Below are 12,670 nucleotides of genomic sequence, written 5' to 3'. Positions count from 1 at the left end.
AGACGGTGGGTTCCGCCGAGATCAATTACGCTGGCCGGCATGGACACCGAGCCGAATGAGACCGGATTCAACCCGGACCGACCAGCGGATATGGGTCCGCTGTATCGGGCCGAGGCGTGGAAACGACTCTCGAGTGAGCAATTCGACATCGTCGTCGTCGGCGGCGGTGTGGTCGGGGTGGGGGCCGCCCTCGACGCCGCGACCCGCGGCCTGCGGGTGGCGCTGGTGGAGGCCCGCGACATCGCCTCGGGTACCTCGAGCCGATCGTCGAAGATGTTCCACGGTGGGCTGCGTTATCTCGAGCAACTCGAGTTCGGTCTGGTCCGCGAGGCCCTGCGCGAACGTGAACTGTCGCTGCGACTGCTGGCCCCGCACCTGGTCAAACCCCTCCCGTTTCTCTACCCGCTGACCCAACGCATCTGGGAACGTCCGTATGTGGCCGCCGGAATCTTCCTCTACGACCGCATGGGTGGCGCGAAATCGGTTCCCGGACAACAGCATGTGACCCGTTCCGGGGCGCTGCGGGTGGCCCCGGCGCTGAAGCGGGACTCGTTGATCGGCGGCATCCGCTACTACGACACCGTCGTCGACGACGCCCGCCACAGCCTGACGGTGGCGCGTACCGCCGCCAATTACGGTGCGGTGATCCGCACCTCGACGCAGGTGGTCGGATTCCTCCGGGAGGCCGACCGGGTGATGGGCGTCAAGGTCCGCGACACCGAGAACGGTGAGACCGCCGAGGTCCCGGCGCACTGCGTGATCAACGCCGCCGGGGTGTGGACCGACGAGGTGCAGGCGCTGTCGCATCAGCGTGGCCACTTCCGGGTACGGGCGTCCAAGGGTGTGCACATCGTGGTGCCCCGTGACCGCATCGTTAGCGAGACCGCGATCATCCTGCGCACCGAGAAGTCGGTGCTCTTCGTGATCCCGTGGGAGACGCACTGGATCATCGGCACCACCGACACCGACTGGAACCTCGACCTGGCCCATCCAGCCGCGACCAGGGCCGACATCGATTACATCCTCGAGCATGTGAACACGGTGCTGGTCACCAAGCTCACCCACGACGACATCGAGGGGGTGTACGCCGGTCTCCGGCCGCTGCTGGCCGGGGAGGACGAGGCGACCTCGAAGCTCTCCCGGGAGCATGCGGTCGCGCGGGTGGCCCCCGGACTGGTCTCGATCGCCGGCGGCAAGTACACCACCTACCGGGTGATGGCCGCCGACGCCGTCGACGCCTGCGACGACTTCATCCCGACCCGGGTGGCCCCGTCGATCACCGAGCGGGTGCCGCTGATCGGCGCCGACGGGTACTTCGCGCTGATCAATCAGTGCGAGCATCTCGGCAAGCGGTTCGGCTTGCATCCCTACCGGGTTCGACGACTGCTCAACCGCTACGGCTCGCTCATCGACGACGTGCTGTACTACGCCGACGCCGATCCGTCGTTGCTGCGCCCGCTGGCCGCCGCCCCGCAGTATCTGCGGGTGGAGATCGTCTACGCGGCGATCGACGAGGCGGCGCTGCATCTCGAGGACGTCCTGGCCCGGCGGACCCGGATCTCCATCGAGTACTCCCACCGGGGTGTCGGGTGTGCGCAGGAGGTCGCCGAGCTGCTGGCGCCGGTGCTCGGCTGGGACGACGAGCGGATCGCCTTGGAGGTGGAGACCTACAACGCCCGGGTGGCCGCCGAGGTGGCGTCGCAGCAGCAACCCGACGACTCGTCGGCCGACGCATTGCGCGCCGCCGCGCCCGAGTCGCGCGCCGAGATCCTCGAACCGGTGCCGGTCCCGGAGACATGAGGTGACATGCCGTGGACGATGCGGACACGGCTTGGAGGTTTCGGCAGGACCTTTGGCTCTGGGACCGGTAACGTCAGGGGTGCGACGATGAGGTATGGGAAAAGGACAGGTCATGGTGGACAACCCGATTCAGGAACTTCCCGCTGACGAGGCCTGGAAGTTGCTCGGCTCGAAGCAACTCGGTCGCCTCGCGGTGAGCGTTGGTGGACAACCGGACATCTTCCCGGTGAATTATTACTCCGACGAGGGCCGTATCGTCTTCCGCTCCGCGGAGGGCACCAAGCTGTCCGAACTCGTCGTCAACGAGCATGTGGCCTTCGAGGTCGACGAGTACACCGACGACGGCGGGTGGAGCGTGGTGGCCAAGGGCACCGCACGGGTGCTCTCGCGCGGCGACGAGATCGCCGAGGCCGACACCCTGCCGCTCACACCGTGGGTTCCCACCATCAAGTACAACTACGTCGAGATCAGTGTCGGCGACATCACCGCCCGCCGTTTCGAATTCGGACCGGAGCCGGAGCGCTACCCGGTGTAGGGCGTGTCCCTCACTTCTGGCACCGTGGGCACCAGTAGATGACCCGTTCCTCGGTGTCGGTCGCGAGAAATCCCCGCTCGATGGGGGTGGCGCACCGGCGGCACAGTCGTCCGCGTCGACCGTAGACCCACACACGCGCATCACCCCGGGTGTCACCGGTGGTGGTGCGCGCCGTTCTGAGCCGATTGGCCCACAGCATCCGATGCGCCAGATCGACCATCGGCGCAACGTCGACATCTCTGACCGGAGTGCCCGGTAGCACCCCACGCAGGAAGCACAATTCGCTGCGGTACTCGTTGCCGACGCCGGCCATCAACCGCTGATCGAGCAGGGCGTCGCCGATCGGACGGTCCGGCTCGCTCTCGATCCGGCGCACCGCCTCGGCGGCATCCCAGTCCTCGCCCAGCAGATCGGGCCCCAGATAGTCCAGTGCGGTGTCGGGGTCGTCGAGCAACTCCAGGATTCCCAGGGCGAATCCGACCGCCTCGTGCGCTGCGGTGCGCAGGATGATGCGCGCCTGATGCGCCGGGCGGCGCCAGCGGGTGCCGAGCGGTGCGACAATCCAGATCCCCTCCATCTTCAGGTGCGAGTGGATGCTCACCTGGTGGCCGCCCTCGGGGTCGGTGACATCGATCAGCAGGTGTTTGCCACGTGAGCGCACCGCTGTGACGGTGTAGCCGCTCAGATCGACGGTGGCCAGCGAGGGAACTCGGAAATCGCTGTGGGTCAACATTTTTCCGGCCAGTCCACGCCGCAGCCGGTCGGCGGCGCGGAAGACGGTGTCACCCTCGGGCATGGGTGTGCCGCATCCGAAGTCCGCGGGGAGTGGTGGAGAACCCGGCGTCGACGAAGACGGCGGAGAGATCCGACCGCAGGGCCTCGACACCGTCGATCTGATCGATGGACAGCCGCGCGACCCGCCCGGTGCCGACCGCGTCGGCCAGTGCGCCGGCGGCGACACGCACGGTCTGGTCGGAATCATCGAAGGTGAGCACGGTCTTGCCGCCCCGTTCGACGAAGGCCGCGAGTCGGCCGTCCACCAGCACCACCAGCGCACCCGGCTTGCGGCCCGGGCGATGGCCGGATCGATTGTCGCCGTCGGGCCGGGATGGCCACTCCAGTGCTGCGCCAAACGGATTGGCGGGATCGGTGGCGGCGATCACCACGGCGTTGCCGCGGTTACGGCGCGAGTCGTCACCGGGTTCGAGGGCATGGCGGCGGAGATCGTCGACGACGGCGGGGGCGGCGAACTGGGCACCGCCGAGTCCGTCGACGTAGTAGCCACGCCGGACCTGTCCGCTGTCCTCGAAGACGGTGAGGGCCTTGTAGATCCGGGCGAACCCGCCGATGATGCCCTCGGCGACGACCGGTCCGCGTGTCACCACGCCGTAGCGGGTAAGCAGTTGGTCGCAGGTCACCTGGGTGCGTAGCGTCGAATCCGAGATGAGGGCGGAGCGGGAGAACCACCGTCCGGCGAGCTGTGGTGGGGTGGCCGGCGTACCCACCGTGGAGATCAGGTGGCGTGTGGTCAGCCGCGACGGCCGCAGGCGGGGCGCGCGGGCCCGCGTGCGGTGGGCCGGGGTCGCGGCGGAGCGGGAACCCGACGCCCGGCGCGGCATGAGCAGTGCCCGAATCGGTGCGAAGGAATCGTTGGACACCCGACCCGACCAGACGAGGTCCCAGAGCGCGGCCTCCACCTCGGCGCCGCCGACCCCGGGACGCTCCGACCCGGCGTCGGGTGCTGCGTCGAGGATCTGTGCGTAGCGCAGGCCACCGCCGCCGGCCAGCCGGTCGATCACCAGGCGGTGTGCGTCGGTCACATCGATCTCGTCGGGTTCACCGAGGATGACCTCGGCGAGATCGGTGGGACACAGGCGAATCCAGCCGTCGGAGCCGCCGATGCGTCCGGCACCCGACCAGGTGACCTCACCGGAGGACAGCAGTTCGTCGAGCATCGCGGGGGAGTAGTCGGTGACGCGGGCCGGCAGGATCAACGATTCCCACGCGGAGGCGGGCAGTGGATAACCGGCCAACTGATCGATCACCACGGCGACGCCGTCGATGCCGGACAGTCGGTCGTCGGTGGGGGTGACGTGTTGCCAGGACAACAGGAAACGGGTGAGGGTGGCCGGATCGACCGGCGCGACCTCGGCGCGGCCGGCGGCCAGGGATCCGCGCCGGATCTGACCGAGGACCTCGCTGTGACACCACTGGGTCCCCGTTTGATCGGGAAGGAAATCGCCCTCGATGATCTTGCGGTCGCCGGCCAGGCGGATCAGGGTGTCGCGGACGACGGCCGCTCCCAGTCCCAGGGAGTCGGCGGCCTGTTCGACGGTGAAGGGACCGTGGGTGCGGGCGTAGCGGTGGACGACATCGCCCAGGGGGTCGGCGACCGCCTCCAGAAAGGCCGCGGGCACGCCCATCGGAGCAGGGACGCCCAGCGCATCACGTAGTCGAGCGGTGTCCTCGATCGCCGCCCACAGCGGTCGACCGCGGTGACTGATCGAGATGATCGCACCGTCGCGGTGGAGTGCGGCGAGAACCGTTGCTGCGGAAGTGTTCTGGTCCTCCGGATCGCCCCGGTATCGGGTGGCCACCTCGTCGGTGGTCAGTGGTCCGAGCCAGCGCAACAGGTCCACGACATCCTCGGCGTCGCGGGCGGCGCGCGCCGGCGCGGTGCGTTGCAGGCGTGCGGTGACCTCGGCGATGACCGCAGGATCGAGGAGTTCACGCAGGTCGACCCGGCCGAGGAGTTGCGCGAGCAGTGCGGTGTCGAGGGACAGGGCCGCCGCCCGGCGTTCGGCCAGCGGGGCGTCGTCGTTGTACATGAACGCCCCGACGTAGCCGAAGAGCAACGACGCCGCGAACGGTGACGGGGCCTCGGTCTCGGTCTCGACGATCCGGATGCGACGAGTGCTGATGCCGCGCAACAACTCCGTCAGCGCGGGCAGGTCGTAGACGTCCTGCAGGCATTCCCGGACCGCCTCCAGAACGATCGGGAAGTCGGGGAATTGCGAAGCGACGGCGAGCAATTGGGCACTCCGTTGGCGTTGTTGCCACAGCGGTGCGCGGCGGCCCGGATCGCGCCGGGGTAGCAGTAGGGCGCGGGCCGCACATTCGCGGAAACGGGAGGCGAACATCGACGAGTCGGCCAGTGCATCGGTGACGAGTTGCTCGATGTCATCGGGGGAGATGGTGAACACCGCGGCACCAGGTGGGGTGTCGTCGGTGTCGGGCAGGCGCACGATGATGCCGTCGTCGGAGGCGGTCACGGCGCCGTCGAGTCCGAGGGAGGTCTTGAGCTGTGCCGAGATCGCCGACGCCCACGGGGCGTGTACCCGTAACCCGTAGGGGGAGTGCAGAATCACTCGCCAATCACCGAGTTCGTCGCGGAATCTTTCGACCACCAGGGTGCGATCGCTGGGCAGGTATCCGGTGGCGTCGCGCTGTTCGGCGATGAGTGCGGCGAGGTTGTCGCGGGCAAAGGTGGTCAGGCCGAGTTCGGTTGCGCGACGATCGAGTTCGGCGTCATCGGCGATCTCGGCGGTGAACCTGCCGATGGCCGCGCCGAGTTCGGCGGGGCGGCCGACGGAGTCACCGATCCAGAACGGCAGACGTCCGGGCTGACCGAAGGCGGGGGTGACCAGCACGCGGTCGTGGGTGATGTCCTCGATGCGCCAGCTGGTGGCGCCGAGGGCGAAGACGTCGCCGACGCGCGATTCGTAGACCATCTCCTCGTCGAGCTCGCCGACGCGCGCAGCTTTCTCTGTGCCTGATGGGCCCGCTCGCTCCGCTCCCGGCGCCCCGACCATGAACACGCCGAACAGGCCGCGATCGGGGATGGTGCCGCCGGAGGTGACGGCCAGGCGCTGTGCCCCCCGCCGGCCGGTGAGCAGGTTGCGGTCCCGATCCCAGGTGACCCGAGGGCGGAGTTCGGCGAATTCGTCGGACGGGAACCGGCCGGAGATCAGGTCGAGTGTCGCCTCGTACACCGAGCGGGCGAGCTCGCGATACGGCGCGGCGCGGCGCACCACGTCGAACCAGGCATCCACGTCGAGGTCGTCGACGGCCGCGGCGGCGATGGTCTGTTGGGCGAGCACGTCGAGCGGGTTGGTGGGGATGCGCAGTTCCTCGATCTCCCCGGCGCGCATCCGGGACACCGCGACGGTGCAGTGGATGAGGTCGGTGCGGTGTTTGGGGAACAGCACACCTTGGCTGATCTCGCCGACCTGATGTCCGGCGCGCCCGATGCGTTGCAGGCCACTGGCCACCGATGGTGGGGCCTCGACCTGCACGACGAGATCGACCGATCCCATGTCGATGCCGAGTTCCAGCGAACTGGTGGCCACGACGCACCGCAGCCGGCCGGTCTTGAGGTCGTCCTCGATCTCGGCGCGCTGCTCCTTGCTGACGGAGCCGTGGTGGGCGCGTGCGAGCACCGAGGGTGCCCCGGTGGTGGCGCCGCTGCCCAGCACGAGGGCCGGCGCGCCGCCGCCGACCCGGGTGTTGCGGGGTGGTTCGCGCACCGGGCCGTCGCCGCAGGCACGGGTCTCGGCGATCTCGTTGAGCCGCGCGGTCAACCGTTCGGCGAGGCGGCGCGAGTTCGCGAAGACGATGGTGGTGCGGTTGGCCTCGATGAGGTCGACGATCGCGGACTCGACGTATGGCCACAGCGAGCCCGCGGTCGGGGAGAAGGCGTCGTCGAGGTCGGCGTCCCCGGCGTCCGGCGGCGGCGGGATGTTGGACATGTCCTCGACCGGCACGTCGACCCGCAGATCGAAGGTCTTGGCGGCGGGCGGCCGCACGATGGTGGCGCCGGCCGATCCGGTGAGGAAGTTGGCGACCACCTCCGGTGGCCGGACCGTCGCCGACAATCCGATGCGCTGGGCGGGGCGCTCGAGCAGTTCGTCGAGGCGTTCCAGCGACAGTGCGAGATGAGTGCCGCGTTTGGTTCCGGCGACGGCGTGGACCTCGTCGACGATGACGGCCTCGACGCCGGTCAGTGTCTCCCGCGCCGACGACGTCAGCATCAGATACAGCGACTCGGGGGTGGTGATGAGGATGTCCGGCGGCGTGCGGACCAGCAGGCGGCGGGTGGCCGCCGGGGTATCACCGGAACGCAGGCCGACGGTGATCGCCGGTTCGGGTTCGCCGAGTTCCTGTGCGGCGCGGGTGATGCCGGTCAGCGGCGCCCGCAGATTGCGTTCCACGTCGACGGCGAGGGCCTTCAGCGGGGAGATGTAGAGCACCCGGGTGGTGCCGCGGGACCGCTCCGGCCGGGCGGCGAGGCGATCGAGGGCCCACAGGAAGGCCGAGAGCGTCTTACCCGACCCGGTGGGCGCGATGACCAGGGTGTTGTCACCGTCGGCGATGGCCGACCACGCGCCGACCTGCGCCGGCGTGGGCTCGGCGAACGCGCCGCCGAACCACCGTCGGGTGGGAGCGGTGAAGCGGTGCAGAACCTCGGCCGGGGTGGGCATGAATCCATCATCCACGAGGGCACCGACAGTCGGCGGTGCCGACATCGCCGCAGGTGTGCTCGCAACATCAGGTCGTGACCCCGGGGCGATCCGGTATATGGTCATTTCAGACTTTGGACGGGAAACCCGGTGAAAGCCCGGGACGGTCGCGCCACTGTGAGCCGTATGCCGGGGACGCCTCCCCGGGATGGGGCGAGTCAGAACACCGCACAATGTCGAGCCCGACACCCCGTAGGGACGCGTCATCCCACGAAAGGACATCAGTTCGATGGTCGCAACAACTCATCACGGCAAGGGTCTGTCCCTTGCGGTTCCCAATCTTTCGGCTGCGTCGGCCGCACTGTGGCTGACCGCCACCGTCATCCTCGCCGCCATGGCGTACTACTTCATCGGCTACGACCAGGGCGCGTGGTCGGTGTTCGGCAGCGACACCCACATCCATGAGTTCGTCCACGACTCCCGGCACTTCCTCGGATTCCCCTGCCACTGATCCGAGATAAGGGAGACAACCGAACATGGAGAGAAAGTTCATCGGCGCGGGCGTGCTGTCAGGCCTGGTCGCCGGCATCGTCGCATATGTTTTCGCCCGGCTGTTCATTGAGCCGCAGGTCGCCAAGGCCATCGACTATGAGGACGGTCGGTCGCAGGCGCAGGAGGCACTCGAGGCCGCGCATGGTCACGCCAGCCACGAGCACGGTGCCGAGCTCTTCACCCGGTCCGTGCAGGAGAACATCGGCGCAGGCGTCGGCACCGTGATCTTCGCGGTGGCGATGGGCGCCTTTTTCGCGGTCGCGTTCACCATCCTGTGGACCTATCTGGGGCATCACTTCCCGGACACCGATCCCCGGTGGGCGTCGGCGGCCGTCGGCGTGCTGGGTTTCATCGCGTTCTTCGGAGTCCCGTTCTTCGCCTACCCGGCCAATCCGCCGGCAGTGGGTGACGACGACACCATCGGGGCACGATCGAGTGCCTACCTCACCATCACGATCGTCGCAGTGGTGGCGATGATTGCGGCCGTCGTCCTCGCATTGTGGCTGCGGCCCCGGTGGGGTGGCCTCGGCTCGGCCGTGGTTGCGGCGATCGGATTCCTGGTGGTGGTCACGATCGCGATCGCGTTGCTGCCGGAGTTCCACGAGGTTCCCGAACCGTTGATGAACGGTGATCGGATCGTGTTCCCCGGTTTCCCGAGCGCAGTCATCGGAGATTTCCGGGTGTACGCAATCGCCAATCAGGTGATCCTGTGGACCGTCCTGACCACGGCGTTCGCCGGCTTGCTGACGTGGATGAGTCGATCGTCGGCCAACCGATCGTCGGCCATGGCCGACGCGAACAGCTGATACGAAGACCGAACACAGACGACGCCGCCCGGCACCAGCGATGGTGCCGGGCGGCGTCGTTGTACCGGGGACTCGCCGGTCAGGTCAGCACGCAATCGCCGCAGACGGATCGGCGGTCACCGCTGACCTGATAGATCAGGCAACAACTGCGTCGGCGAAATGTCGGACCGGAGCGCAACGCACCGCCCTCGACCCGGCCGTCGGCGAGGAGTCGGTCGGCGGCATCCCGAGCGGCTTCCTGCAGGTCGGGCCGGGCCGCGGCGATGAGCTGCGCGGCGCTGTTCGCCGCGGAGGCGACATTGCCCCACAGGGTTCGGGCACTGACCCCGAAGGTGTCACCGACGAGGTGGGTCAGCGCCTCGACGACCGAGTCGCCGCTGTCGGTGCCCGGTTCCGCCGCGGTCACCGAGAGCGGGTAGGGACCACCCAGTTCGTCCTGCCACCAGATGTCGTCCGGGCGCAACGAGATCGGTGGATCACCCAGGGCCTCGACGGCGATGGCGGGGGCGATGATGCGCGCGACGAGACCCAGATGTGTCACCGATGCGGCGACCCTTTCCTCGACCGGGCCGCCGGCAGCGAGCGCGCCGCGGACGCGCGCGACGCGATCGGTGAGGATGCCGGGGTCGGCGAGCAGGTCCGACATCGGCGTCCACGGAGTGATGGCATGGTCGGACGCGGCGTGCCGCGCAACGCCGAAGAAGGGGCCGAGTTCGTCCAGGTGGGTCACCGTGTGACGAGCGTATCGCGCCGGTCCTCACTCGGCCGCGCGTCATCCGACGGCATCATCCGGTTCATCAACGCGCCGAACACCATTCCGATCACCAGCCAGATCAACGCCTGATTGAGCAGTGAGTACCAGCGGAACTTCCACAACACGTCCGCGTCGAAGCCGGGGTAGGCGATCTGGCCGGGTGCGTAGGTCTTCCCGTCGATGGTGAGGGGCTTGTCGAGGATGTTGGTGATCGGCTGCGGCGTTTCCGTGGACGCCCGCGCGAAGCCGAATTCGCCGGCGTGGTCGACGTTCGCCTGCAGGTCGCCGAGCGAGGGCATCGCGGCCAGTGCGATACCGAACAGGACCAGGAAGCCGGCGCCCGCGACCAACACGGCTCGGTAGGTGCCGATCCGGGAGTGCAACATGTGCGCGACGTACACCGCGAGTCCGAGGAGGATCAACGAGATCGTCACCATCGCCAGGTACAGCTGTCCGCGGGTCGCGATGGTGAAGTCGTGTCCGATGGCCGGCGGGTTGGCCGGGTACTTGACGAACGGGAGCAGGTAGATGCCGAGGAATCCGAAGCCGGCGATCAGCCAGGAAAGGTACTGCGCGCGGAGACCCGTTCGTCCCATCAGGACCAGGTAGGCGACCGCGATCAGGGCGCCCATCGCGACGGAGAAGCCGATGATCCCGGTGGCGATGCCCACCGTCGACTGGATGGATCGACTGAAGATCTCCGAGCCCTCGGCCTCGGTGGCCCGGCCCGCCGCCTGGTTGAGGGCATCGAGGACCTCGTCTCGCCCCGACTCGTAGTCGATCGCCGTGTTGATGACGGGTTCGGCAAAGATGCGGGCGAAGACGAAGCCCAGAATGCCGGCGATCAGACCGGCCAGGGCTCCGCGCCCGATGACGCGGAGTTCCAACATCGTTCAGCCGGCTCAGTGGCAGGGGAAGCCGAGGAAGTGGCGGGCGTCGTGCACCCACTCGTGGACGACCATCGTCTTGCCGAACACGGAGGTCATCCCCTCGTCGATGCCGATGAAGTAGTAGGCCAGCAAGGCCAGCAGGACGGTGATGCCGAGGATCAGGGCGACACGCCCGGCGGACAGCGCCTCGGGTGAGACCTGGACGCCGGCGCTCGGCTGTGCGACGTGTGAAGTCATCGGAACCTCCTGGGGTGATGCGCCCCGTCGATGGTGTGCAACTCGGTGACGGCGACGTGTCTGACTTGCCGGTGACGTATCGCGTGGGCGATACGTCGGGCTCACAGTGGCGCCACCGTCCCGGATTCTCACCGGGTTCCGTGCGCCGTCGCAGATGAGCACATCACCCGGAAGAGTGCAGGTCAAGACGGGTGTCCGGGATGTCTCGATAGTCCCGTGCGGAGGTGGCCGCATTGTCCGGATCGGCGCATCCCTCAGCAAAGAGATGAAATCTCCGATCTGTTCCTTGACGGTGACAGTGGCGGCTGACACAGTTGGGAGCTGAAACGTGTTCCACTGGTGCTCCCTACTTGTGAGGTGTGTCGATGTTCGAATGGTCAGAGGAAGATCTGATGGTGCGCGACGCCTTGCGCGCGTTCATCGACAAGGAGATCCGTCCGCACATCGACGAGCTCGAGACGGGGGTGCTGCCGCCCTATGACATCACTCGAAAGTTGTTGTCCACCTTCGGTGTCGACGCGATGGCCAAGGATGCGCTGGAAAAGGAGCTGGCCGCCGAGGCCGCCGGGGAGAAGCCGTCCGGCGGTGGCGGCGGAGGTGCCATGGCCGGCTCGATGTTCATGATCGTCAACATCGAACTGGCCGGTGTCTGCCTCGGGCTCGTCGGTTCCATGGGCGTCAGCATGGGGCTGACGGCCTCGACCATCCGCGGCAAGGGCACCCTCGCACAGAAGAAGCGCTGGCTGCCCGAATTGGTGACGATGGAGAAGGTGGGTGCGTGGGCGATCACCGAACCCGACTCGGGCTCGGATGCCCTCGGCGGCATGAAGACCACGGTGCGTCGCGACGGGGACGAGTACGTGCTCAACGGGCAGAAGACCTTCATCACCAACGGTCCCTACGCCGACACGATCGTCGTCTTCGCCAAACTCGACGACGGCTCGGACACCCCGATGCGGGAGCGCAAGGTGCTCTCCTTCGTCCTCGACAAGGGTATGGAGGGGCTGACCCAGGGCAAACCGTTCAAGAAGATGGGCATGGTGAGCTCGCCGACCGGTGAGTTGTTCTTCGACAATGTGCGCCTCGGTCGTGACCGGCTGCTCGGCGAGACCGAGGACACCGGCTCGGATTCGCGTGGCGCAGAAGGGGCAAAGGCCGGTTTCACCGCCGAGCGCATCGGCATCGCGGCGTTGGCGATGGGCATCATCAACGAATGTCTACGCCTGAGCATCGATTACGCGAAGACCCGCACGCTGTGGGGTCAGGAGATCGGGAGATTCCAGCTCATCCAGCTCAAGCTCGCCGAGATGGAGGTGGCCCGGATCAACGTGCAGAACATGCTCTTCAGTGCGATCGAGCGCACCAAGGCGGGCAAGCCGCCGAGCCTGGCCGAGGCGTCGGCGATGAAGCTGTATTCGTCCAAGGCCGCCACCGATGTGGCGATGGAGGCCGTGCAGCTGTTCGGCGGCAACGGCTACATGGCCGAGTATCGCGTGGAACAGCTTGCGCGCGACGCCAAGTCGCTGATGATCTACGCGGGCAGCAACGAGATCCAGGTGACCCACGTGGCCAAGGGGTTGCTGGCCTAGACGCGCCGCCGATACCGGCCTCGACGCCGGGCGTCGTCGAGGCCGGTA

At 67.8% G+C, this 12,670-nt stretch carries 10 protein-coding genes and 2 riboswitches; of the genes, 5 read left to right on the top strand and 5 right to left on the bottom strand.

Features of this window, described 5'->3' with window-relative positions; all coding sequences use genetic code 11:
* The first annotated feature begins 39 nt into the window (after positions 1-39).
* Both glpD and ABLE92_RS00700 read left to right on the top strand, forming a co-directional pair.
* A complete protein-coding gene (gene glpD, locus ABLE92_RS00705) occupies positions 40-1,800 on the top strand; it encodes a glycerol-3-phosphate dehydrogenase (RefSeq protein WP_348802579.1) in 1,761 nt (586 codons plus the stop codon).
* 112 nt (positions 1,801-1,912) lie between these two features.
* Entirely contained in the window at positions 1,913-2,335 is a 423-nt protein-coding gene (locus tag ABLE92_RS00700; RefSeq protein WP_348802578.1) for a pyridoxamine 5'-phosphate oxidase family protein, read from the top strand.
* Between the two features lie 10 nt (positions 2,336-2,345).
* Here ABLE92_RS00700 and ABLE92_RS00695 read toward each other — a convergent pair whose 3' ends face one another.
* Together ABLE92_RS00695 and ABLE92_RS00690 are read right to left on the bottom strand one after the other, a co-directional pair.
* Positions 2,346-3,131: a DNA-formamidopyrimidine glycosylase family protein gene (locus tag ABLE92_RS00695; RefSeq protein WP_348802577.1), complete on the bottom strand. Its 786-nt coding sequence runs from the start codon at positions 3,129-3,131 to the stop codon at positions 2,346-2,348.
* Entirely contained in the window at positions 3,118-7,815 is a 4,698-nt protein-coding gene (locus ABLE92_RS00690) for an ATP-dependent helicase (RefSeq protein ID WP_348802576.1), read from the bottom strand. The genes ABLE92_RS00695 and ABLE92_RS00690 overlap by 14 nt, the downstream gene beginning before the upstream one ends.
* 120 nt (positions 7,816-7,935) lie before the next feature.
* Positions 7,936-8,022, top strand: a riboswitch (cobalamin riboswitch).
* 61 nt (positions 8,023-8,083) lie between these two features.
* Between ABLE92_RS00690 and ABLE92_RS00685 the strand changes: the two genes are divergently transcribed.
* Positions 8,084-8,305, top strand: coding sequence for a CbtB domain-containing protein (locus ABLE92_RS00685; protein WP_348802574.1), 222 nt, complete (start codon positions 8,084-8,086; stop codon positions 8,303-8,305).
* Between the two features lie 25 nt (positions 8,306-8,330).
* Positions 8,331-9,152, top strand: coding sequence for a CbtA family protein (locus ABLE92_RS00680; protein ID WP_348802573.1), 822 nt, complete (start codon positions 8,331-8,333; stop codon positions 9,150-9,152).
* A gap of 79 nt (positions 9,153-9,231) precedes the next feature.
* Here ABLE92_RS00680 and ABLE92_RS00675 read toward each other — a convergent pair whose 3' ends face one another.
* From ABLE92_RS00675 to ABLE92_RS00665, 3 genes are read right to left on the bottom strand one after another with little or no spacing between them, the layout of a single operon-like run.
* Positions 9,232-9,882, bottom strand: a complete 651-nt coding sequence (locus ABLE92_RS00675) for a (2Fe-2S)-binding protein (RefSeq protein WP_348802572.1) — start codon at positions 9,880-9,882, stop codon at positions 9,232-9,234.
* Positions 9,879-10,796 (bottom strand): CbtA family protein, encoded by a 918-nt coding sequence (locus ABLE92_RS00670; protein WP_348802571.1) that lies wholly within the window; start codon positions 10,794-10,796, stop codon positions 9,879-9,881. Before ABLE92_RS00670 ends, ABLE92_RS00675 begins: the two co-directional genes overlap by 4 nt.
* Positions 10,797-10,808: 12 nt before the next feature.
* The gene (locus tag ABLE92_RS00665) at positions 10,809-11,033 is read right to left on the bottom strand and encodes a CbtB-domain containing protein (RefSeq protein WP_348802570.1); all 225 of its coding nucleotides are present in this window, start codon (positions 11,031-11,033) and stop codon (positions 10,809-10,811) included.
* Between the two features lie 33 nt (positions 11,034-11,066).
* A riboswitch (cobalamin riboswitch) is annotated at positions 11,067-11,198 on the bottom strand.
* Positions 11,199-11,398: 200 nt separating this feature from the next.
* Here ABLE92_RS00665 and ABLE92_RS00660 point away from each other — a divergent pair.
* Positions 11,399-12,622, top strand: coding sequence for an acyl-CoA dehydrogenase family protein (locus tag ABLE92_RS00660; RefSeq protein WP_348802569.1), 1,224 nt, complete (start codon positions 11,399-11,401; stop codon positions 12,620-12,622).
* Positions 12,623-12,670 lie beyond the last annotated feature (48 nt).

It is taken from the genome of Gordonia oleivorans (assembly GCF_040044975.1).
In the GTDB taxonomy this organism is placed as follows: domain Bacteria; phylum Actinomycetota; class Actinomycetes; order Mycobacteriales; family Mycobacteriaceae; genus Gordonia; species Gordonia oleivorans.
Note: the sequence above shows the minus strand (reverse complement) of the source record. Positions and strands in the feature narration are given on the sequence as shown.